We start from the raw sequence: 21,628 nt of genomic DNA, 5'->3' as shown, positions 1-21,628 counted from the left end.
AGGGGGAAGGCTGCGTGACTTTTGCGTGACCTTCTCACGGATCTATGTGTAGTGCTCTGGAGTTGTTTTTTGACAAGCAGGACGCTGTAGGAAGGGTGGTTTTTGGGGCCATAACCTAAGACCGAGCCTAGATAGAATACAGCCTGCAAGCTGTACGGGAACTCCTGTTAATGGAACGCCAAGTAACCCACAAGCCACGGTTTTAAAGGACTTACCGCCCAGATTGCAAAATCGCCAACGCCAGTTCTAGTCCGGCTTCGACCTACATAACTCCGTAAATTTGGATCTCGTTACGAGGAGAGGGCTTCGACTGATCTCATCGGTCCGGTAGTCTGCTTTCGGCCAGAAGTGGCCCTTCAATCGCGCAATTCTATTGAGCTAGGTTCCGCTGTCTTCCACTACCGTTGGCATCACGGCCGACCCTGCCAACAGGCCTCCGTCAATGTTGAACTCACTGCCGGTAATGTACGTTGCTTCATCCGAGGCGAGTAACAGGGCCAGGGCTGCCACTTCTTCGGGCATCCCGAATCGTCTCAGCGGAGTGTCTCGAACCAGGGCGGCCATTCGCTCATCACGACCTGTATCAGTACCCAGTATGGGCTCCCATATGGGTGTGAGGATGGCTGCCGGATGAATCGAGTTGCACCGAACCGTCAGTCCTTGCTCGGCGCAGTAAAGCGCCACCGTCTTGGTGTGATTGCGAACGGCAGCCTTGGACGACGCGTAGGCTGCGGCGCCTGGAATACCGATCAGGCCGGAGCGAGAGGAGATGTTGATAATGGATCCGGCCCCTGAATGGCGCATGGAACGAATGGCGTACTTACAACCCAGGAATACACCGTCGAGGTTGGTGTGATGCACCGCGTGCCAGTCCTCCAGTCGCGCATGTTCCGGATCATGCCGCACGGCGCCTTGCTCAAATCCGGTAATACCCGCGTTGTTCACCAAGACGTTCCAGCTGCCGCGCTCCTCCAAGACCTGCATTGTCACCCGCTGCCAATCTTCTTCGCACCGCACATCCAGGCGCAAATAACAGGCGCGATCACCTAGTGAGCTTGCGACAGCTCTGCCGAGTTCGTTATTTATATCGGTGACGTAAACAAAGCAGCCCTCTTGCACGAAGCGGCGTGCAATCGCGGCGCCAATTCCTTGAGCCGCCCCTGTAATAATTGCGATTTTGGAAGTTAGTTTATTGTCCATAAATGATGAAGTCCCTGGCTGAGGCGTGTGCAAAAAGCATGAAAAAACAGTCTATGCCCTATGCCGTGCTATCGCCTGAGAAAAACGTCTGCTGTTGCAGCAGGGCTTTGGGTCACCAAATTCTGAAAGCTTGTTGGTTGCCTCTGTATTGTGCCGACCAGCTTCCATTCAGGCGTTGGTTAACGGCTGCAATGGGTCGGAAGTGGTCGTTCATGGGCGACCGCTATTGGCCGAATGCAGACGATCACCCGGCATTGCCAGTTCTGAGTATCTGGAAATAAAGCATAGGGTGGATGCATACCAAAATCTGCGCAAAACCTACCCTGGAGGCCACGGTTTATCGTTTGCTAATGTACGAAAAGCCGTTAACTTTGCCACCCTTGATGAAGATATTTATTCTTTAATTACAATGACTTATGGCGATCTAAGATCGAGCATGGGGTGCTAGGGGTCGAGTGTTCGAATCACTCCGTCCCGACCATATTCTGTTAGGGAGTCAAGGGTTTAGGCCTTTGATTCCCTTTCTCGTTTCTGCCTTGCGCAAAATGGGCGCAAAACTAACCGGTAATTTCGCTGATATTCAGGTCTGGAATCGCATCCGACCAGATTACATCGGCGTGGTCTTTCTGGTAGTTCTTGGGCATGGTCTCGCTTGCATGGCCCGCAATGGTCTGGCCATCTTTACCAGCTCTTTTGTACAGGTGCAGCGACAGCGCGCGCACTTCGTGAAAGCCCGGCATTTCCTCTTCTTTCCATTCCGCATAACAGCCAGCAAGTTCCCGCGCCTCTTTAAAAGAGCGCGTTAGAAAGCGATCCTCAACCTTCGTCCAGTGCTCTTTAGTCTGCGCTTGCTTCTGCAGCAGTCGTTGCGGTTTGCGATGAATCAGGAAAGGGGAGGCGATGTTGTCCTGGCAGCGGGTTATGACGGTCTGCAGTTCGTCAGTCACCTTGAAACGAATCCACGCTGTATCACTGGCCTTGGCTGTCTTCTTTTGTACCAGGTACAGGAAGCCATCCCGAACGCCATCAAAGCGCATGTCCAGAGTGTCGGAGCGCCGCTGAGCAGTGATCAGTGCCAAGTCGATGGCGTTGCGCAGCCAGGGTGGGGCCACCTCTCTGATTGCCTTCAGGCCTTCCACGGTATGGCGTTTGCGTTGTGTATCGCGGTCGTGGCCTGATCCAGATCACCGGCCGGGCCAACTACATGACCTGCAGTGAAGCGCTGGCACTGGATCTGCTCAAGCAGCCCGAGCTGCTGGAAAAGCCACAACATGCTTGCATGTCAGCGGCATGGTTCTGGGCCACCAAGGGGCTCAACACCCTTGCCGACGCTGGCCAGTTCGACAAGATCACCCAACGTATCAATGGTGGCCAGAACGGCGCGGCCGATCGGCAGGTGCTGTATGCCCGTGCGCTTAAGGTATTGGCGTGAAGATCGATGCGGTGAAGTGGAGCGGGGTGCTGCTGGTGGGCCTAACCCTTATGGCGGGCAGCGCGTGGGCCGCACGGGCGTGGCAGGCCAACGCCTACAGCCAGCAGCTGGTCGACAAGGAAGCTGCCTACCAAACCGAGTGCATAAATCTGGCCAATGCCAACTCCGCGCAAATCCTGGCAGAGAACGATAACAATCAGCGTTGATGGAGGCAGTCGAGGTGCACATTCAGCCAACGCATTACGAATAAATCCGCTCCTACAACAGCGCGAGTGACTGCCAACAAAGCAAAACAGCTATCTTGGACTAGCTTTATTTGGATCACTGAAGCCTCCGACCACAACTCAACCAGGCCAAAGTTCGTAATGCTCAAAAAAATCGATTTGACGATCACCCATGATTACCTCAATCCATTTGCCTCGCCGGACGCACCCAAACTAAGCCCGGAGCTGGCGGACTACCTGTTGGATAGTGCCTGGTACTACCCCAAACTGTGCCTGCAGATCAGCTGCCCCGAAAATGAGCGAGAACGCCTACAGCAAGCTATCAGCAATACCTTTGCAGAAAAGAGCGAGCAAGTCAGAGGGGATATTCTCATCCTACAGTTGGAAGCGCTGACACTCCTGGGCCTGGCACTGGCGGTGGGGCTGATAGGCAATGCTCTAGACATTGAAAGCACCATCCCGGTGGCAGTATTTACCGTTACGGTGTGGATGCTGCTCTGGCGCAGCGCAGAGATATTTTTTCTGGATATCCGCAGCGCTTATCGGGAGTTGCGTAGGTACCGGCGTATAGCCAGCGCAACAAAGCAGTATTAATTGAAAATGTTGAATCGCCGCTGATTTAATAAGTACCCTCGAAGACCAGCTCTTGGCAGATTTCAACCCCTCGTGGCAGACAGAAACGATACCATCAAGCAGTCCACGAAAATGGGAGTAACTACTTATAGCCGGTAGTTGCCTGTTACGAAAGGCAACTACCGGCCAAAAGCGGACATTGTCTAGGACTCTTACTATAGTGTCGAAGGTCAATAAGCTGAACCACCGCTTCGCCAGAAATAAGATTATCACCCCTCAAAATTCAAAGGAATGGTATGAAACAGATACCAATCTGCGCGCTAGTTACGTTCGCTGCCGTAACAGTGCTGGGCGCGGCCCACGTCAATGAATCGACATCGGATCTAGGGACTTTGCTAGTGACAGTAGATATCTACCCCATCTAATCGCCGAGATCGTAAATGCTTCGCATCGGTTGCAAATTGGACCCCGCAACCTATCGAGATTGCCTCCATATCTAGCCGTTGAGCAGAGCAACGGGCAGGTCGATAAACATTGAACCTGACCGCCCGTTTAAATCCATCCGTCAGTCGTTAGCTGCTTTAAAAGATTTTTACCGATCGAGGGGGCAGTCGGTAGATGTTCTGCCGGAAGCCTCACTGATTATGGCGGCCAGGCGCTTTACGTTGTTTTGGTGGGCCATTACCAAGTCATCGATGGTAGGTCCAGTTGGCGAACGAAGGGTCGTTCGGCATGTCATCAGCGAAGAATCGTTGCCGCCTGTTGTACGCAAGCGCCATTTCACGTCTAGCAAGGCGTACTGGTCAGGTATCGAGTCAAAGCGCTGCACGTCCAGTCGCACCGAAAACTTGCGGCTGGGCGTACTGTTAGTCAATTGACCAACCAGCGCACTGCGCAATTCATCGACTAGACTCGCCGCCCACCATTGGGTTTCCAGAATCGCAAGGCCACTGTTTCCCTGCCGGATAACGATCTGCGGACGATCAACCTGGGGTGGCACGCTAATGCCTACAATTTGGATATCCGCTGCGCCTGACCTTGAGTTGCCGCTCAGATGAGCTGGCATCAGGGTGTGAAATTGAATCGGGTCACTGCGGCAAGCCGCGAGCAGCAGCAACGCTGTTAACAGGCTGATCTTTAGTGGCAAAAACATGAATGTTGCTCCTATGGTCAGTTACGCGGTGGCGCCTTTAAATCCATCGGCGGGGCATTATCGGGACGACCGCGTAGCAGCGATTCCGGATGCCTGCCGAGGTAATCTGAGAGTTCTCGCAAGGAGCGCGACATTCGGCCGAGTTCGTCGAGGGTCTGGGTCAACTGTTCCCGTTGCGGCGAGTCTTCGGCCAAGGTCGAACTGGCCGATTGCAGGGTTTTGCTGACGTCCGCCAAGGTGGTTTGCACACCGGGGAGGGTTTTTGCGTTGAATTGAGTCAACCCCTTACGCAGTTCGACGAGGTTGCTATCGAGGTTCCCGGCGATTCGCTCGATGGGCAACTGATTGATCTTGTTGACCATGCTTTCCAGTTTCTCCTGCAACTGCTCCAAGCTGCCAGGAATGGTTGGGATGGTGGCAGGGCGGGCAGTCGAGTCGAACACGACCTTTTCCGCCTTTGGGTAGAAGTCGAGAGCGATGTACAGCTGGCCGGTCAACAGGTTTCCGCTGCGGGCCTGTGCGCGCAGGCCGTTTTCGATGAAGGTACCTATCAGCTTGATGCCAGCAGCTTCGTCATTTGGGTCGTGCTTTAAGGCCTCAAGCATTTTAAGGTGGGCCTGACCTAGGCGTTGCGGGTAGATCACTATGCCGACATTGACCGGAAAGCTGCGCTTTTTCACGTCGAAATCGAGGTTGACCGATACTACTTTTCCAAATTCAATGCCGAGAAACTCCACTGGCGCATCGACCTTAAGTCCGCGCAAGGACTGATCAAAACGCAAACTCAAGTACTGCGCCTTGCCGCTGGGCGGAGCGAGGGCGGTTTGCTGGTCTTCGAACAGGTCAAAGGCTTTTTCCTCTCCGGCAGGTTGGTCGTTTGGGCTGTATTCCGGAGCACGGAAGGCGATGCCCCCCACCAGCAATGACGACAGCGACTCGGTCTTCACCGCAAACCCGTTTGCGCCCACGTTCACGTCGATCCCGCTGGCATTCCAGAATCGAGTGTTTTCGGTGACGTAGGCATCATTCGGGGCGTGGATAAACACTTCGATATTCACCCCTTTACCATCGGCGTCCAAGGCATAGGCGACCACCTGGCCAACAGGGATTTTGCGGTAATAAACCGGCGAACCGATGTCCACAGATCCCAGGTTCTGGGTGCGCAGGGTGAAGCGTTTGCCCGGCTCGCCATAGGTAATCGGCGGCGGGTTTTCCAGGCCGGTAAACTTTTTCGCCCGGGCGCTCGACTGGCCAATATCCGCACCGATGTAGTCACCGGAGAGCAGGGTATCGATGCCCGAGACGCCGCCAGCTCCGATACGCGGTCGCACGACCCAGAATTGCGAATCTTCGCGGGTAAAACTTTCCGCTTGTTTGACCAGTTTGATGGTGGCGTTGACACTCTTCTGGTCGTCGCTCAATTCCACGTCGGACACTGTTCCGATCACCACGTTGCGGTACTTGACCACGGTTTTGTTAGCCGTCAGACCACTGCCGGTCTTGAAGTTCAGAGTGATGGTCGGTCCTTCCTGCATCAAGCTGTGCACCACCAGCGAGATCCCCACGAGCACCGCAACGATCGGAACGATCCACACCAGCGATACACTGAAGCGTCGGGTTTTGATGGGGGCTTTGCCCGGGAGTTTCGGCCCGTCAGTGGCTTTCAGCGTCATCCATTTGCTCCTTGTTTTGTGGGGTATCCCAGATCAGGCGTGGATCGAAACTCATCGCCGACAGCATGGTGAATATCACCACAAGGCCAAAAAATAGAATGCCCACGCGCGGCTCGATATCGCCCAGCGCTTGGAATTTCACCAATGCTGCCACCAGCGCGACGACAATCACGTCCAGCATCGACCAATAGCCGATCAGCTCGACGAAACGGTAAAGTTTTGATCGTTCCTTGCGCGCCCATTGGCTGTTGCGCTGCACGGTAACCAGCAGCAACGTCAGGGCGACGAACTTGATACCTGGCACGGCGATGCTGGCAATGAAAATAATTAAGGCAATGTCCCAGGCACCGTGCTGCCAGAACTCCAGCACACCGCTCATGATGGTGCTGTCGGCTCCGGAGCCGAGCATGGTGGTATTCATCACCGGCAGCAGATTGGCGGGGATATAAAACACCAGCGACGCCAGCAGGTATGCCCAGGTTCGGGTTAGAGAATTGATTTTTCGGTAGTGCAGCGGAGCGTCACATCGTTCGCATTGATGTGCACGATTGCTCAAGTCACAAGCCAAGCCGCAGGTGTGACACAAGCAGAGGTTGAGTTCGCTGGCTGTCGGTGGCGTATTCATAGGATGCCCCACAGATCACGGATATCGCGCCCGGCAAGACGGATCATCATCAGGCTTAGGACCGCCAGGGCAAACAGGCCGATACCTGGCAGCACATCGAGTAATCCTGCGAGTTTGAACACCGCCACCATCGCCCCCAGCAGACAGACTTCCAGCATGCTCCAGGGACGAAGGGTTTCCAGCCAGCGCATACACGACTTAAACGCCGGCGAACGTCTGTTTGCAAGTGCGAAACTCAAGACCCACATTAATAAAAGCAGCTGAAAAACTGGTGCGATGATGATGGCAATCGCCGCCACCAACGCGATGAACGTGATCGGCCCTACGCTGAGTGCCAGTACCGAATCCCATAACGTGGCGCTGCTTTTCAGGCCTTGCAGGTTGATGCTCATGACCGGATAGAAATTGGCGAAAATCCACAGCACCGCAGCAGTAAAGGTCAACGCTAAACGCTGCTCCACCGACAGACCGTTAAAGCGCTGAAGCACGCCATCGCAACGCGAACAATAGGAAGTTTGATAGTTGACGAGAGTAACCTTGTCATACACACAGTCACAATGCTCACAGATGACTAGGTTGTCATAATTCGCCATGAATATTACTCGTCAAAAAGCCGATGAATACTGAGGTGAGCCAATATAGAACGGTTAGAAAAATGCGTAATATTATAAAATATAGTGGCTAAACCTGTGAGTCGACGCACTGCTTGTCAACGCTCAGGACTGGGAAAGTTCCATCCGTTACGCGCGGAAGCTCCAGACCATCTCCACAACCCGTGCGGAAATTATTATATAGACGAGCACTATCAAAAGCTGAAAGGCGAGGTGGTAGCGGAGTTGGGCTAGGCGGCGAATGCCATCACTGAGGTTCAGGAGCATCAGTAATCCAGATACGGTGATCACTCCCCATCCAGCCAGGTTGGTGGCAGTGATGCTCATAAAAATCTTGTGATCACTTTGCAAAGCGTTCGTACCCGCTGCAAACAGAAGCGCGCATAGAACCATATTTTTGAAATTGTCGAAGATCTTGGCATTGAGATCCTTGTCGAGTAATTCCGAGTAGCGCATCCATAACTTTTGCATGTTCACCGCCTCAAGAAGGAAGGATCAATTAAGCATAGTTCGTCTCAACAACTGCTCGGGGATTATCGGGCACACGTTGCATTCTGCAGCGCGCCACCGCAGATTTTAAGCTCGTTGGGGCGGTTGGGTGGGTACGCTGTTGTAGCTGGCTTCAAGTGTAAGGATTTAACAAGCGTGCTTCCACGGCTTTGCGAGCGTCTTCTTTTGGCCGATTCTGTTGAAAAAGTAGCTCCCTTGTCTGGCCTGCGGCAAAATCGCTTCATTGGCCGGCGAGGGATCACACAGCATGATGGGACAGTTATCGAGTGGGCAGGATCGACTGTTTTACTCGTTCAACCTTGAAGATCACATCCCAGCCAATCACCTTCTTCGCAGCATTGATCGATGTCTCGATCTGAGCGATCTGCGCCATTACCTCGCCGATTTCTATAGCCCGATTGGGCGTCCGTCGATTGATCCTGAACTGATGATCCGCATGCTGATCGTGGGTTATTGCTACGGCATTCGCTCAGAGCGACGGTTGTGCGAAGAGGCCCATTTGAACCTGGCGTATCGTTGGTTCTGCCGGTTAAGCCTTGAAGATGAAGTCCCCAATCACTCGACGTTTTCCAAAAAACGACATGGCCGTTTTCGGGACAGCGATCTGCTTCGCTGGTTGTTTAATGAAGTACTGCGGCGCTGCATGGACGCAGGTCTGGTCAAGGGCGAAGGCTTTGCCGTGGACGCCAGCATCATCAAGGCGGATGCCAGTCGTCAGCGCGGCGTACCGGGCGATGAACCGGTCAACTGGAGCGATCCGTCCCTGAGCACCCGCGCAGTGCGTGAGTACCTTGAGGCACTCGATGAAGAGGCTCTAGCTGAAACGCTACCGAAGCGCCTGTCACTGACTGATCCTCAAGCCCGCTGGACCGCCGCTCCTGGAGGCCCAGCGTTCTTCGCCTACTCCACCAACTATCTGATCGATACCGAACACGGCGTCATCGTGGATGTGGAACCCACACCAGCTCATCGAACGGCCGAGGTCGAGAGCACCAAAACAATGGTTGATCGTGTCGAAGAGCAGTTCGACATCAAGCCGGAACGCCTCATCGGCGACACCGCTTACGGAACCGCGCCGATGCTGGCTTGGATGGTGGAGGAAAAAGACATCGAACCGCATGTGCCGGTGTGGGACAAAACCGAGCGTAAGAACGACAGCTTCTCGAGCAATGATTTCCGCTGGAATGAAGAGGCTGAGGAATACCGCTGTCCGACCGGCAACGCATTGCGCAGCTAATGGCGAGCCTTCAAAAGCGAGCGTTCACACGTCACCAAAGCCAACACGATCATCTTCCGATCCAGGCAGAGCGACTGCGTAGCCTGTCCGATGAAAGCCAAGTGCTGCCCGAACACGGCGTTCCGCAAAATCGCTCGCAGCGTCCATGAAGCCGCTCGTGATGTGGCTCGACGCATCGCGACGACGCCAGCGTATCAGCGCTCTCGCCATGAACGTAAGAAGGTCGAAATGTTGTTTGCCCATCTCAAACGCATCCTGAAACTGGATCGCTTGCGACTACGTGGCATGAGTGGCGCGACCGATGAGTTCACGTTGGCGGCTGCGGTGCAGAACCTGCGTCGACTGGCCAAATTTACATCTCAAGGGCCACCTGCCACGGGATAGGTGCGCCTGCACTAGGCAAAAAACCTCAAATTAACCCAATAACAGAGGAGTAAAGGTCAACGAAGGGCCGAGAAACCACTCAATGTTGTGAGTAGGCTCTCCGGTGGTAGTCGTGCCTGAGTTCAGGCGAACTGAAAATCCGCCTTTTTCAACAGAATCGGCCAATTGCAGTCATTCGTACCAGACCACAATCGGCCATGAGCAGTCGCTCAAAGGTTTCTACGAAACTTGGGGCGACTCATTCTTTGGATTCATTCCAAGACAAAACATTTTCCGATAGTCAGATGGCGATGTACCTAGATGAGCTGCGAAATGTTGTCTTAAGGAAAGGGACGTCCCAAATCCTACATCACCCGCGATGTATTCAATCGATAACTCGGTCGTCTCGAGTAGTTCCTGCGCTCTGACCACACGTTCCGCGTTTAACCATTTGGATACGGTAGTGCCAGTGGCCTCCTTGAACCGACGGGTAAAGGTGCGCCTGCTCATTTTTGCGATTTCAGCCAGGACATCTAGCGACAGATGGCTGGCCAGATTCATGCGAGCCCACGCCAATACATCAGACAAATGAGTTTCGCTGGAGAGGTGCGGTACAGGGTGTTCTACGTATTGAGCCTGGCCCCCCTGCCTGTGTGGTGGTGTCACCAGCAATTTGGCGGTGCGATTGGCTACATCAGCTCCTAGACGCTGGCGTACCAGATGCAGGCAACAATCAATTGCTGCCACGGTTCCAGCGGAGGTCATGATGTTGCCGTCACTGACATAGAGTACTTCAGGCCGAAAACTGACCTCTGGAAAACGCCGCGCGAATTCGTCGCGTGCCATCCAGTGAGTCGTCGCCTCTTTCCCGTCAAGCAGCCCGGCATCGCCGAGCACAAATGCCCCGAGGCATAACCCGACGATCAACTTGTCTTTGGAGTGGGCGAGTTGCAGCGCCTTCACAAGCTGTGCAGATGCGGCGACCGACGAATCACTCCACGCGGGAATGACAATTACGTCACTTGCTTCCATCAGTTCTAGGCCGTGGGTTACAGACAGCCCAATGCCCTGGTCACTGCTCAGCATACCCGGCACCTCTGCGCAGAAATTGACCTCGTATTCAGGTTCACCCGGCGCGGTTTGAGCAGTTCCCAATACAATGCCAGGAACAGAAAGGTGAAAAAGGCTCACGCCGTTGAATGCTAGAACTGCAACACGTATGGCTTCCATCAGGCTGCCTCAAATTGATCCTGTATTGGCCCACTGTCTGTCACACACAGGAATGGGAGGGCCGCTCACGCGGATTTTTCACTCCAAGGGAAGCCCCAAATACCCTTGTCCCTCCCTTACAATACAGATTATCTGGCCCGATTATATCTAATTATGTCATTCGGGCCACTGTTGGGCTCTAAGGCGCTAGCCCAGAATGGTCTCCTTGATGTACCAACAGGATTAATTCCATGAAATTTATAGCGCTTCCTCTCGCCCTTGGCATTGCCTGCGGTGCAGTCGCTACAGCGGCGTTCGCGGATACCAATAACCCCCAGGCACCTGAGGCCTCCCACAAAGTGGATCTGCAGCAGGTTCGCAATGCCACGGTAAAAATCACTTACGGTGACACCACGTTCTTGATCGATCCAATGTTGGCTAAAAAAGGGGCTTACCCCGGGTTTGAAAATACCTACCGAAGCAACCTTCGCAATCCGCTGGTCGATCTACCCGAATCCCCTGACAAGGTTATCTCGGGTGTCGACGCAGTCATCGTCACGCATACACACCTTGATCACTGGGATGATGCGGCACAAAAAGCGCTACCTAAAGACATCCCGCTGTTCACTCAACACGAAGATGATGCACAGCTGATTCGTTCCCAGGGTTTCAAAAATGTACGTGTACTGACTGACGAAGCTGAATTCGGCGGCGTCAAAATCACCAAAACCGGTGGTCAGCATGGCACCGACGAAATGTATGCCGTACCGGCCCTCGCAAAACCGCTGGGCGAAGCCATGGGTGTGGTGTTTCAAGCGCCAGGCTATAAGTCTCTATACCTCGCCGGCGACACCATCTGGCGCAAAGAGGTCGACCAGACCATCGATAAACATCACCCTGAAGTCATCGTCCTGAACGCAGGGAAAGCAAAAATGACGGGGTTCGAGGGTGCGATCATTATGGGTGAGGAGGACGTCCTGCGTGCCGCACAGACCGCCAAAGGCGCAAAAATTGTCGCAGTGCACATGGACGCGGTTAACCATATGTCCCTGACCCGTGAAGAGTTGCGCAATTACGTCAAGAAACAAGGTATCGAGAGTCGCGTTGATATACCGGAAGACGGCGCTTCGCTGAAGTACTGATTTAAACCGTATTGGGCCGTGGTAGCGGGCAGGTTTCTTACCTACCAGCAGTCTCAGCCCTCAGTGCAACATCACTTTGATTTGATCGGAGATCGCTCATGAAACAAGGTCTTGTAGTAGTTGATCTGCAAAACGAATACCTGGCCACTGGTAAATTGCCTTTGAGCGGCATCGAGGCGGCTGTGGCGAATGCTCGACGGGTCATGGACCATGCGCGGAATACAGGTATTCCCGTTTTTCACATACGGCACGAATCAGATAATGCTGATGCCCCAATCTTCGTAAAGGGATCTAAAGGCGCGCAAATTCAGCCAGCGGTAGCCCCTGAGGATGAAGAACCTGTGATTGTTAAAAAGCACATTAACGCCTTCAGAGGCACTGACCTCAAAAAGCAGCTGGATGCTTTCGATGTTCAAGATATCGTGGTGGTAGGTGCAATGAGCCACATGTGTATCGACGCCGTCGTACGTGCTGCGGCGGACATGGGTTATCCGGTTACGGTGCTGCATGACGCTTGCGCCACCCTGGATCTCAAATTCAATGGCGTTAACGTGCCAGCCGCTCAAGTGCATGCAGCGATGATGGCCGCGTTTGAATTTGGGTACGGCACGGTTAAATGTGTGGATGATTATCTCTCGGCGTGAGTTCGTACTAATGCAGTTTCGCGTCAGATAAGCTTGAAAGCCAGCAGGTCCAATACCCTTTCTCTACATATGTTATGGGTCTTAAGCATCTATTTACGAAGGGCCGCTTTTAGCCGGAAGCAGCCCTTCGTGCCCGAACACACAGCCTGCGGGCGCTGACTACGATGGCTACATATCAACCTGTTACGCTTCTTTCGAGGCGGAACCCAGTGAAGGTGATGTCGAATCCATCCATGTTGGACAGCTGATGCATTCAGCGGCAGAGGGTTAAAATTGTCCAAGTGCTCTGGGCAGTGGGTCATGATTCGCCAAGGATGGAGGCTTTGGGTCGATTGGTACTTCGGGACAGGCTGCCCTCCAGTTATCATGAGACACTCTCTATTTGCTTAATACAGGAGAAGGCAGAGTGCTGAACATTGGAGTTCTGGGTGTCGGCGAACTGACGGAGAAGATCGTGATTGGCTTGCGCCGAAGCGGATTCTCCGGGAAGATTTTGCTTTCACCGCGCAATAATGACCGTGCCCGAGAGCTAGGCAGGCTCTGGGCCTGTGAGATTGCTCAGAACAACCAAAGTGTGGTCGATGACTGCGACCTGCTATTTCTGGGCGTCCGACCTGATGCTGTTGAGCAACTTGCCAATGAGGTACGACTCAAGCCCGAACAGACGCTGGTTTCGCTCGTAGCGGGTATGAGTATCAGCGAATTGGAACACAACTTTCCTAAAGCGCGGCACGTCCGGGCGATGCTGTCCTATGCAGCTCAGATTAACCAATCAACAGTTGTCGTGACCCCAGGCGGCCAGCCTCATGAGAGCTTACTCGGCGCCCTTGGGTCACTGATCGTGATCGACCAAGAGGACGCGTTTGAGCTCGCCACTGTGGCGGCGTGCATGAACGGCTGGTTTTATTTCTTCCTCGGCGATCTTCAGGAGTGGTTTACCGGGAAGGGCCTCTCTCATGAGCAGGCAGCACAGTTGGTGATGGGCAATATGCAGGATTGTCTGACCAGTGCACGGCACCAACCTCACGTCAGCATGGAAGTTCTTGGCGGTAGTATTGCAACACCTGGTACGTTCACTTCCGCCGGGTTAGAGAAGCTTCGAAAGAATGGCGCAATGCTGGCTTGGAGAGAAGCATGTGATGAGGTGTTCGCGCGTATGAGAAAGGACGTTTAGCATCTGCGTTCGCAATGCCTGCTTTTGGCCGAATGCAGACGATCACCCGGCACTGCCAGTTCTGAGTATCTGGAAATAAAGAATAGGGTGGATGCATACCAAAATCTGCGCAAAACCTTCCCTGGAGGCCACGGTTTATCGTTTGCTAATGCACGAAAAACCGTTAACTTTGCCATCCTTGATTAAGATATTTATTCTTTAATTACAATGATTTACAGTGACATAAGATCGAGCTAGGGGTGCTAGGGGTCGAGTGTTCGAATTACTCCGCCCCGACCATATTATTTAATGACTTAGGCCAATGTTTAACGCATTGGCCTTTTTCATGTGCGTGACTTTTGCGTGACTTCTATTTCGGTAACACCCGCCGCCCGAAGGCCCCGACCAAACGTGTGTTTCAAATCGTGAATCCTGATAGACAAATAACCGGGGTGAGCGGGGCGAAGGTTTTCCTCCCGCCAGAGTTTGCCGCCCTCACTCGTGCTTTCTTCCAGATTGAGTCATTCATGCGGTGAACCATTGTTTCGTTACCATCGCCGTCTGGCTTGCCGAAAGGGAAGGCGTACTGCTTGTGCTGGCCTCGCTGGTTCTCAATGATTGACTTGGCCACAGTGTTGAGAATCATCAGGCGCTCGTCCCGGTTCTTCACTTCGCCCGCCAAACCCGGCCGGAATCAAAAATACTGTGGTATCCAGCTCCGATACCGCGATTTCCCAATCCCGAGGAGTTAGGCGTCGAACTTGAGATGGGGTCAGTAACGCAGGTGGAGGACTGCACGCATCGAGTGACGCTGTGCAGTCCCTGTATAGCTTCCCGGCACCGCGTAAGCGGTAGCAATCGGCTGATCACGCCCTGTACCGTCTTCACTGCCATCAAAGCCCTCAGCTTTAAGCGCGTAAGTAATTTCATTCGTAATCCTGCCCCCATACTGTGACGCTTGATCCAGGGTGTGCCAGCGGCTTCAATGCCGCTGCAAATGCTTCCGTATGTAATAGGTATGAAAGATCCTCACCGGATGGCGTGATTCGTTGAAGTGGGGTATTTGTGTTCGCCCGGCATGGAGCCGGAGTAGCCCTTGATCAGGATGGAGTTTGAAAGATGCTCAAAGTATTTGCTGCACCTCTGGTATTACTTTTCTCGGCATCTTGCCTTGCTGATTTAAAGCAAACAGCTCCGGAGTCGGTCTGTGCATTTCTGAGCAATTTGGACCTGAAAGGGCGGAAATGGACCGACTATGGTGACGGTACGTCTGGTTGCGCAAGCAACTACAAGGACATCGGGAGTGGTTCTCCGATGGCTAACAATCTTGCGTTTTATGCGACAGGCAGTGACTCAACTGTCGATCAGGTAAAGCTGGTTCTCAACTTCAATCAGGTGAAGTCTGTGGGCATGTCAATTAGCGCACTGGGTAAGGCTTCGGAAAAACTCTCCCTCGAAGCCCTCGGAGCCCCACTCCCGAACAGCATTAAAAAAGCCATAGTTCTCGGCCAGCCCTTAACCGCTGCGGCAGGCACAGGAACCATTGAGGTAGTTCGGGATAATTGGCCTACAGGTAAAGGTTATGAGGTTCAAGTAATCATGAAATGACATCACCCCGGGCCTGATGCCCCTCTGGGCGTGTCGGTAGGCTCTAGGCAGATGCGCGCTTGAGCTGATAAATGAGCTGAGTTGGCAGGCCGTAGTCCTTGTAGCGGATGAAGTCGCGGAAGTACTCCGAGGACTTCGTGCCAGTTTTACTTTTGATAAATGAAATGTACTACCGTGAGTTTGGGTTATTACTCCATTCCGAAAGGTTGATCCGGGCTGCCAGGCTGATGCTGCCGAAATCCAGATGCTTGGAAGGCTTAATGCTGAGGTCAGTACTAACCGTGATGCTCTCGCTGTGCTGGAGCAGGCCGATAATCATGTAGTCGGTCAGGCCTTGCTGGAAGTGCGCGAACAAGACGTGACCACCAACGGAAAGGTTCGATTTTTCCATCAAGCTGGTCAGGTGCTCGACAGCGGTGAGGCTGAACTCAATAAAGTCGCCGCCATCGTAAAAGCCCTTCATCCAGCCGCTGAAAGGGTAGGCGCCTGATTCGGGGTGGAACAGGCTCCAGCCTTTGCCCTGTTTGGCGCTGTACGCTTCGTTGAAGTCGTGCAGCAGGTTTTCAGTGACCTGAGATTCGACCAGTTCGGTGCTGCTGACGTGCAGCACGGCAGGTGTATCGCCTGGCTTCTTGTCGATCTGGTGAATGATGCTGTGGCGGATGGGCATGAGATTACCTCGGGATGGCCCTCCGTGACCGGATGCAGCGAGTGGATGGGTTATACGGAACTAAAATCGGTAATACCGTCTATATTTCAAGGGGTATTCCCTTTCGGAGAAGACGGTCATGCTTAAGCCTCGCTCGCTCCTAGTAGCTATTACCTGCCTTGCTTTGGCCGCAGGCCCAGTTACCACTTTGGCCGATCCTGGCAATGGAAAGGGTCAAGGTAATGGACAAGGCAACTCCCAAGGCGGCCAAGGACATGGAAGCCAGGGTCACAAAGGAAAGGGCTCGAGCGGGAGTGATTGGGCGCGCGGCCCCAGCATTGACCGGGGCAGCATATTGGGTGTGCTTGGCGGCCACCGTGACTACTGGAGTTCAGACCATTCACTGCCACCTGGGATACAGAAGAACCTAGCTAGAGGAAAGCCTCTTCCTCCGGGCATTGCCAAGAAGCTGGATGGCCGGTTGTTGGGCAGGCTGCCACATTACGACGGCTACGAATGGCAGCAGGCTGGGACCGATTTAATACTTGTCGCAATTGCTTCCGGCATAATTTATGAGGTACTCAACGGAGCCTTTGATTAAGGTACGAGAGGTTCAATGATCTCGTCCCCAGGGTCTTTCTGAATTACCAGAAGGCTTTCATTGCGGAACTCTCTCGACACCTTTAGTGCATTAACGGGCAAGGAAGGTTAGCGCGGTGGGTACGAAGTCGGAATTAAACTGAAAGATGCCCCAATGACCCGCATCAGGGTAGATGTGTAGTGGTCTAATGAAACCGGACACCCATTTAGGCGTGAATGCTCGCCAGATCGAGGTGTCAGATGACCAAACAACGCCGTTCCTTTTCCGCTGAATTCAAACGCGAGGCTGCCGACCTCGTACTCAAGCAGAATTACAGTTTCATCGAAGCTGGTAGCTCGCTCGGAGTTGGCGAATCGGCCCTGCGCCGCTGCGCTGTCAGCCAGTGCCGATGTGTACGGTGTGGCTTGTGTGATCTACGAATTGCGTGATGCTTTCGCTGTCACTTCGTCCTGGCTGCAACGCTTGATGCATTGGCGTAACGGATGACTGCCGAACAGATAACCAACGATGTTCAACAGTTCTAACTAAATGCGCTTCTGCGTGACTACAACGCAACTTCAAATGCCCGACGAATCGTTGCTTAATCGACAGTCAAACAGGGCTTGCTGTGGTCAAGGCAGGAATGACCAAGGATGGTCTACACCGTCTCAACATCGCCAGTTGCCGTCAACACCTTGGCCACCAGAGAGCGTCTGCCGCTGTCCGACGATCCCTGCTTATCCCTACCGTTAGTCAGGTATTTATGAGGGGGCTGACGCAACGGCTAGCCTGCAGCTTAGCGTCAGGGACAACGCTGAACATTCGGTCCATGAAGGGCCAGCACTCATCGTCCCGACGCTTTATCTGCTGAGGAGACGATAATGATAATAACCTTGAAGCGGTTGGCGTGTTTGGGTGCAAGCTTCACCAGCGCGCTCGTCATGGCCGATGCGGCCAGCCCACCGGTGCTGTCACCTGCGATTCCCTTCGATGTCACCGCCAACCCCCCCTTTACTCTGGACAACCTGCAACACGATTTCGACGTGCTTTCGTGGCAGACCTTCGTCGCCCTGAACTGGCCCGCAAGCGCCGACGGCAGCGCCAACACCTCGGCGAAGATTGGCGCGCCGGGGCAGACAGTTTGGGAGACGTGGAAGGAGAGCTACGAGGTTTTCCTGCCCAAAGGCCAGAAGCCGGTCGCCTGGAACCAGAAGGCGCCGCTACCCTCCGCCTGCCAAGGCAAGGGTGACCTGCCCGTACTGCAACAGATGGGCAAGGTTGCCGGTGTGCTCGATGAATTCATCCAGCCGTTCAAGACCGGCCCACTGGTGGACCAGAACGGCGCCTACACGCGCAACGCGATCATGATCAACCAGCCGATGTTCGACGACATCGTCAGCAATGACCTCTACAGCAAGGAAGGCCAGCAGGCTTTCTTCACCAAGGCTGACAACCGCATCGCCTTCTCCTGCGGCTCGCAGAAGGCCCAGCAGGTCGGCGCGATCATGGTCAAGTCGGCCTGGAAGGTACTCGGCGACAACGACAACCCGCAAGACTTCCACGCCGTCGACGCCTTGGTCTACACCCCCGGCAACGCCGACCCGAACAAGGGCGCGGTGATCCCCGAGTCGTGTGACGCGCAGAAGGTAGGGCTGGTCGGCCTGCACATCGTGCACAAGACCCAGAGCTCGCCGCAGTGGGTATGGTCGAGCTTCGAGCACGTGCGCAACGTGCCGGAAAAGACCACGCCGATGAACGAGCGCAAGGGTCCCTACCTATTCTACGACGCCCAGGCCAGCGACCGCCCGGTAAACGAGCCGCCAGTGCAGCCGTGGGATCCGTCGAAGAAAGCCACACCCTCGCAGATCGTGCGGGAAATCCCGCTCACCGCCGCGACCCACCAGCTCAACGCGCAGTGGCAAGGCGCGCTCAAGGGCACGGTCTGGGCCAACTACCAGCTGATCAGCACCCAGTGGCCGACCGACCCGGCCAACGATTGCCAAGTGCCGTCGCCGACCAACCCGCTGGGCAGTCCTGCCCCGACCTTTCTGGCCAACGCCACCCTGGAAACCTTCAACCAGGGCACCACGCCACAGGCCTCGTCAAGCTGCATGGAATGCCACAACAACGCGACCACCCGGGTGACCCAGTCCCCGCGCACCAGTTTCGCCGATTTCACCTTCTTGCTTGAACGTGCCCAATCCACCGGCGCCAAGGAGTGATGCCATGAGTGACCCGAACCTGCAGAACTTCATCGACCTGTCTGCCGTACTCACCGGCCTTGCGGCCGACCTGCTCGCGCCGTCCGTCGACCCGATCAACCTGCCGCCACTGTTCTTCACCACTGCCCAGCAAGGCATGGGCACCGCAGCGTTCAGCAACCTGCTGGATCTGTACGCCAGCATCGAGAGCCAACAGCCTGCGCAAATCGCCAGCGCCGTGCTCGGCAACTCGAACCCGCAGATCGCCCAGGGCGCCCGCTCGATCATGAAGCTGTGGCTGCTTGGCAGTTGGTACCAGCCTTATGATCAAGACAACGCCCACACGGGTGACACCCTCGTAGTCTCCGACCAGGCCTACAAGGAAAGCTGGGCGTGGAAGATCGCCCAATCCCACCCCATGGGCTACAGCCAGTACCATTTCGGCTACTGGGCCGAGCAGCCACCGACCCTCAAGCAATTCACCGGTGTCGACGCCAAGGAAGGGCAGCAGCCATGAACAATCTACAAACCCAGAACATCGAAACTGCCGATGTGATCGTCGTGGGCGCCGGCATGGCCGGCAGCGTTATGGCCTATCAGTTGGGCCTGGCCGGCCTGAAAGTGCTGGTGCTCGAGTCGGGCCCGGCGATTCCGCCTAACCGCAGCGAATACCTGGAGCGTTTCTACACCGCCGTGCTCAAGTCGCCCGAGTCGCCATACCCACCGGAGCAGACCGAGCAAACCCCGGCCACGCAGTTCGCCCCGCGAGCGACTATCCAGGACTTGATCACTGCCGGCAGCACCGACCCGAACAAGGTGCAGAAGAGCTACTTGGTACAGAAGGGGCCGCAACTGTTCGCCAGCACCTACGAGCGGGTAGGCGGCGGCACCATGTGGCACTGGATGGGCACTGCCCTGCGTCTGTTGCCCAACGACTTTCGCATGCGCACTGCGTACAACGTCGGGGTCGACTGGCCGATCAGCTACGACGATCTGCAGACCGCCTACTGCCGCGCCGAGGAGGAGATGGGCGTGTCCGCCGATGTCGCCTCGCAGACCTACCTGGGCGTGACCTTCCCGCAGAGCTATGAATACAGCATGCACGGCATCCCGATGTCGTTGGTCGACCAGGGCCTGGGCAAGAACGTCACGGGCACGGTGTACCAGAGCCCGGAGAAGGCGCCCGATGGCAAGCCGTACCCAGGTGTCACCCTCAACGTCCGGCAGACCCCGGCCGGGCGCAATTCGCAGAGCGACAACGGCCGCCGGGTGTGCGCCGGCAACACCAGCTGCACGCCGATCTGCCCGATCCAAGCTAAGTACGATGCCACCGTGACCATGGCCAAGGCACTGGATACCGGCAACGTGCGCATCCTCTACCAGGCCGTGGCGAGCCAGGTGCAGGTCGATAGCAATGGGGTCACGGGTATCGATTTCATCCAGTACCAGAACAATGGCCCGCGCCAGAACGGCACGGCCCAGGGGAAGCGCTACGTGATCGCCGCCCACGCGATCGAAACCCCGAAGCTGCTGCTCAACTCCATCGGTCCGAACAGCCCTAAAGGGGTCGCCAACAGCAGCGGCCAAGTCGGCCAGGCGTTGGCCGACCACCCGGTGTATTTGGCCTGGGGCCTGATGCCCGAAGGCAAGCCGCTGTTCCCATTCCGCGGGCCGTTGTCCACCTCGGGGATCGAGGACATGCGCGATGGCCCGTTCCGCAGCCAGCGTGCCGCCTGGCGTATCGAGATCGGCAACGAGGGTTGGAACTGGTCGGTGAACGATCCCTACACCTCGGTTTGCGATTTCATCGACGGCACCAACAACGGCGGCGCTAACCCCAACAAGCTGGCGCTGTCCGGCAAGATGCTGGTGCAGCAGCTCAATAGCGTGCTGACCCGCCAGTTCCGTCTGGGCTTCTTGATCGAGCAGGTAGAGAAAGACCCCGACAATGCGCTGTGCCGGGTGGAGAGGACCATGGAGTTCACCGACGGCTTGGGCCTGCCTCGGCCACAGATAACCTACGAACTGTCCGACTACACCAAGGAGGGCTTCAAGCAGGCGCGCCTGGCCGCCACGCATATCATCACCGAGCTCATGGGCGCCACTGAACTGACCGACCTGAACCCTAAGATCGAGCTCGGCTCGCAAACGGTGTTCAACTACGACGGCCAGAACTACGCGTTCTTCGGCGCTGGCCACCTGATGGGCACCTACCGCATGGGCTCGGACCGCACTAAGTCGGTGGTGGACAAGGACCAGCGCAGTTGGGACCACCCCAACCTGTTCCTGGTCGGCGACGGAGTGTTCCCCGCCACCGGCACCGCCAACCCGACCTTGACCATCACCGCGCTGACCTTCCAGGCCGCCGACGTGGTCGCCAGCGATCTACTCAAGCGTACCGTGCAGGTACAGGCCAACCAAGCCTGGCAGGGCACCGGCGTACAGGTCAACGGGCAGAACTGGCAACTGGCGATGTGCACCGGTGGGCAGTGGACGGCTAACCCGGCCACCGGGATGGTCAGCGCGGCGGGCAACCCAGGGTTGATAGCCAAGCCCGGCTATGCCTTGCCCGGTCAACCGGAAGGAGCGCTGATCGGGCGTATCGGCAACAGCGGCGTGCCGTTCCTGGTCGGTAATAAGGCGCAATTGCCGCGTGCTCAGCAGGGGGAGTTGCAATTGTGCATCAATGACGACCTGGACGGGCATTACGGAGCTGGTCTGAGCGATAACCTGGGCAGCCTGTCGGTGGAGGTGCGTTTCGGGACTGTGTAGGCGCTGTCATACCAACCCCACAGTGCTACGGCAAAGCCGCAGTATTGTGGGGTTGCTTTATCAGCCCAG

At 55.4% G+C, this 21,628-nt stretch carries 17 protein-coding genes and 7 pseudogenes; 13 read left to right on the top strand and 11 right to left on the bottom strand.

Going from position 1 to position 21,628, the window contains the following annotated elements; translation table 11 throughout:
• Positions 1-378 precede the first annotated feature (378 nt).
• Both N7D90_RS14920 and N7D90_RS14915 read right to left on the bottom strand, forming a co-directional pair.
• Positions 379-1,200, bottom strand: a complete 822-nt coding sequence (locus tag N7D90_RS14920) for an SDR family oxidoreductase (protein ID WP_261738743.1) — start codon at positions 1,198-1,200, stop codon at positions 379-381.
• A 557-nt stretch (positions 1,201-1,757) separates the two neighbouring features.
• Positions 1,758-2,357 (bottom strand): annotated as a pseudogene (locus tag N7D90_RS14915) (tyrosine-type recombinase/integrase); the annotation flags it as partial.
• Positions 2,358-2,359: 2 nt separating this feature from the next.
• On the opposite strand from N7D90_RS14915, the pseudogene N7D90_RS14910 reads away from it, so the two are divergent.
• The 3 genes and pseudogenes from N7D90_RS14910 to N7D90_RS14900 form a co-directional block, all read left to right on the top strand.
• Positions 2,360-2,632: pseudogene (locus tag N7D90_RS14910) on the top strand (glycoside hydrolase family 19 protein); the annotation flags it as partial.
• Entirely contained in the window at positions 2,629-2,838 is a 210-nt protein-coding gene (locus N7D90_RS14905; protein ID WP_261738742.1) for a hypothetical protein, read from the top strand. The pseudogene N7D90_RS14910 and the gene N7D90_RS14905, both read left to right, overlap by 4 nt.
• 159 nt (positions 2,839-2,997) lie before the next feature.
• Complete coding sequence (locus N7D90_RS14900; RefSeq protein ID WP_315968165.1) at positions 2,998-3,450, top strand: hypothetical protein; 453 nt, start codon at positions 2,998-3,000, stop codon at positions 3,448-3,450.
• Positions 3,451-4,021: 571 nt separating this feature from the next.
• Here the strand turns inward: N7D90_RS14900 and N7D90_RS14895 are convergent.
• From N7D90_RS14895 to N7D90_RS14875, 5 genes are all read right to left on the bottom strand, one after another.
• Positions 4,022-4,582, bottom strand: coding sequence for a membrane integrity-associated transporter subunit PqiC (locus tag N7D90_RS14895; RefSeq protein WP_261738740.1), 561 nt, complete (start codon positions 4,580-4,582; stop codon positions 4,022-4,024).
• Positions 4,583-4,599: 17 nt separating this feature from the next.
• The gene (locus N7D90_RS14890; RefSeq protein ID WP_261738739.1) at positions 4,600-6,255 is read right to left on the bottom strand and encodes an intermembrane transport protein PqiB; all 1,656 of its coding nucleotides are present in this window, start codon (positions 6,253-6,255) and stop codon (positions 4,600-4,602) included.
• Positions 6,236-6,880, bottom strand: a complete 645-nt coding sequence (locus N7D90_RS14885; protein ID WP_261738738.1) for a paraquat-inducible protein A — start codon at positions 6,878-6,880, stop codon at positions 6,236-6,238. Before N7D90_RS14885 ends, N7D90_RS14890 begins: the two co-directional genes overlap by 20 nt.
• Positions 6,877-7,473, bottom strand: a complete 597-nt coding sequence (locus N7D90_RS14880) for a paraquat-inducible protein A (protein WP_261738737.1) — start codon at positions 7,471-7,473, stop codon at positions 6,877-6,879. Before N7D90_RS14880 ends, N7D90_RS14885 begins: the two co-directional genes overlap by 4 nt.
• A 147-nt stretch (positions 7,474-7,620) precedes the next feature.
• Positions 7,621-7,962 (bottom strand): hypothetical protein, encoded by a 342-nt coding sequence (locus tag N7D90_RS14875; protein ID WP_261738736.1) that lies wholly within the window; start codon positions 7,960-7,962, stop codon positions 7,621-7,623.
• A 286-nt stretch (positions 7,963-8,248) separates the two neighbouring features.
• Here N7D90_RS14875 and N7D90_RS14870 point away from each other — a divergent pair.
• A pseudogene (locus N7D90_RS14870) lies at positions 8,249-9,622 on the top strand (transposase).
• A 219-nt stretch (positions 9,623-9,841) separates the two neighbouring features.
• Here the strand turns inward: N7D90_RS14870 and N7D90_RS14865 are convergent.
• On the bottom strand, positions 9,842-10,831 hold the full coding sequence (locus N7D90_RS14865; protein WP_261738735.1) for a GlxA family transcriptional regulator: 990 nt from the start codon (positions 10,829-10,831) through the stop codon (positions 9,842-9,844).
• Positions 10,832-11,061: 230 nt separating this feature from the next.
• On the opposite strand from N7D90_RS14865, the gene N7D90_RS14860 reads away from it, so the two are divergent.
• The 3 genes from N7D90_RS14860 (at position 11,062) to N7D90_RS14850 (ending at position 13,770) form a co-directional block, all read left to right on the top strand.
• Positions 11,062-11,952, top strand: coding sequence for an MBL fold metallo-hydrolase (locus tag N7D90_RS14860; RefSeq protein WP_261738734.1), 891 nt, complete (start codon positions 11,062-11,064; stop codon positions 11,950-11,952).
• A gap of 98 nt (positions 11,953-12,050) precedes the next feature.
• Entirely contained in the window at positions 12,051-12,596 is a 546-nt protein-coding gene (locus N7D90_RS14855) for a cysteine hydrolase family protein (protein ID WP_261738733.1), read from the top strand.
• Positions 12,597-13,002: 406 nt separating this feature from the next.
• The gene (locus tag N7D90_RS14850; protein WP_261738732.1) at positions 13,003-13,770 is read left to right on the top strand and encodes an NAD(P)-binding domain-containing protein; all 768 of its coding nucleotides are present in this window, start codon (positions 13,003-13,005) and stop codon (positions 13,768-13,770) included.
• Positions 13,771-14,123: 353 nt separating this feature from the next.
• Here the strand turns inward: N7D90_RS14850 and N7D90_RS14845 are convergent.
• Positions 14,124-14,489 (bottom strand): annotated as a pseudogene (locus N7D90_RS14845) (site-specific integrase); the annotation flags it as partial.
• Positions 14,490-14,868: 379 nt separating this feature from the next.
• On the opposite strand from N7D90_RS14845, the gene N7D90_RS14840 reads away from it, so the two are divergent.
• Positions 14,869-15,357, top strand: coding sequence for a hypothetical protein (locus N7D90_RS14840; protein ID WP_261738731.1), 489 nt, complete (start codon positions 14,869-14,871; stop codon positions 15,355-15,357).
• Between the two features lie 106 nt (positions 15,358-15,463).
• Here N7D90_RS14840 and N7D90_RS14835 read toward each other — a convergent pair.
• Positions 15,464-16,027 (bottom strand): annotated as a pseudogene (locus tag N7D90_RS14835) (nucleoid-associated protein); the annotation flags it as partial.
• Between the two features lie 118 nt (positions 16,028-16,145).
• On the opposite strand from N7D90_RS14835, the gene N7D90_RS14830 reads away from it, so the two are divergent.
• Positions 16,146-16,607, top strand: coding sequence for an RcnB family protein (locus N7D90_RS14830; RefSeq protein WP_261738730.1), 462 nt, complete (start codon positions 16,146-16,148; stop codon positions 16,605-16,607).
• Between the two features lie 239 nt (positions 16,608-16,846).
• A pseudogene (locus N7D90_RS14825) lies at positions 16,847-16,975 on the top strand (transposase); the annotation flags it as partial.
• Positions 16,976-17,187: 212 nt separating this feature from the next.
• Here N7D90_RS14825 and N7D90_RS14820 read toward each other — a convergent pair.
• Positions 17,188-17,325: pseudogene (locus tag N7D90_RS14820) on the bottom strand (site-specific integrase); the annotation flags it as partial.
• 142 nt (positions 17,326-17,467) lie between these two features.
• On the opposite strand from N7D90_RS14820, the gene N7D90_RS14815 reads away from it, so the two are divergent.
• The 3 genes from N7D90_RS14815 to N7D90_RS14805 are packed head-to-tail and all read left to right on the top strand — an operon-like array spanning position 17,468 to position 21,559.
• Positions 17,468-18,808, top strand: a complete 1,341-nt coding sequence (locus tag N7D90_RS14815; protein WP_261738729.1) for a cytochrome C — start codon at positions 17,468-17,470, stop codon at positions 18,806-18,808.
• A gap of 4 nt (positions 18,809-18,812) precedes the next feature.
• Entirely contained in the window at positions 18,813-19,304 is a 492-nt protein-coding gene (locus tag N7D90_RS14810; protein ID WP_261738728.1) for a sorbitol dehydrogenase, read from the top strand.
• Positions 19,301-21,559, top strand: a complete 2,259-nt coding sequence (locus tag N7D90_RS14805) for a GMC oxidoreductase (protein WP_261738727.1) — start codon at positions 19,301-19,303, stop codon at positions 21,557-21,559. Before N7D90_RS14810 ends, N7D90_RS14805 begins: the two co-directional genes overlap by 4 nt.
• Positions 21,560-21,628 lie beyond the last annotated feature (69 nt).

It is taken from the genome of Pseudomonas fragi, from assembly GCF_025426255.1.
Lineage (GTDB): Bacteria > Pseudomonadota > Gammaproteobacteria > Pseudomonadales > Pseudomonadaceae > Aquipseudomonas > Aquipseudomonas kulmbachensis.
Note: the sequence above shows the minus strand (reverse complement) of the source record. Positions and strands in the feature narration are given on the sequence as shown.

Excerpts from the sequence above, each read along its gene's own strand:
- N7D90_RS14840 (WP_261738731.1), top strand. The coding sequence starts at position 14,869 with ATGCTCAAAGTATTTGCTGCACCTCTGGTATTACTTTTCTCGGCATCT.
- N7D90_RS14900 (WP_315968165.1), top strand. The coding sequence starts at position 2,998 with ATGCTCAAAAAAATCGATTTGACGATCACCCATGATTACCTCAATCCA.
- N7D90_RS14815 (WP_261738729.1), top strand. The coding sequence starts at position 17,468 with ATGATAATAACCTTGAAGCGGTTGGCGTGTTTGGGTGCAAGCTTCACC.
- N7D90_RS14880 (WP_261738737.1), bottom strand. The coding sequence starts at position 7,473 with ATGGCGAATTATGACAACCTAGTCATCTGTGAGCATTGTGACTGTGTG.
- N7D90_RS14875 (WP_261738736.1), bottom strand. The coding sequence starts at position 7,962 with ATGCAAAAGTTATGGATGCGCTACTCGGAATTACTCGACAAGGATCTC.
- N7D90_RS14920 (WP_261738743.1), bottom strand. The coding sequence starts at position 1,200 with ATGGACAATAAACTAACTTCCAAAATCGCAATTATTACAGGGGCGGCT.
- N7D90_RS14895 (WP_261738740.1), bottom strand. The coding sequence starts at position 4,582 with ATGTTTTTGCCACTAAAGATCAGCCTGTTAACAGCGTTGCTGCTGCTC.
- N7D90_RS14810 (WP_261738728.1), top strand. The coding sequence starts at position 18,813 with ATGAGTGACCCGAACCTGCAGAACTTCATCGACCTGTCTGCCGTACTC.
- N7D90_RS14885 (WP_261738738.1), bottom strand. The coding sequence starts at position 6,880 with ATGAATACGCCACCGACAGCCAGCGAACTCAACCTCTGCTTGTGTCAC.
- N7D90_RS14890 (WP_261738739.1), bottom strand. The coding sequence starts at position 6,255 with ATGACGCTGAAAGCCACTGACGGGCCGAAACTCCCGGGCAAAGCCCCC.
- N7D90_RS14865 (WP_261738735.1), bottom strand. The coding sequence starts at position 10,831 with ATGGAAGCCATACGTGTTGCAGTTCTAGCATTCAACGGCGTGAGCCTT.
- N7D90_RS14830 (WP_261738730.1), top strand. The coding sequence starts at position 16,146 with ATGCTTAAGCCTCGCTCGCTCCTAGTAGCTATTACCTGCCTTGCTTTG.
- N7D90_RS14805 (WP_261738727.1), top strand. The coding sequence starts at position 19,301 with ATGAACAATCTACAAACCCAGAACATCGAAACTGCCGATGTGATCGTC.
- N7D90_RS14855 (WP_261738733.1), top strand. The coding sequence starts at position 12,051 with ATGAAACAAGGTCTTGTAGTAGTTGATCTGCAAAACGAATACCTGGCC.
- N7D90_RS14860 (WP_261738734.1), top strand. The coding sequence starts at position 11,062 with ATGAAATTTATAGCGCTTCCTCTCGCCCTTGGCATTGCCTGCGGTGCA.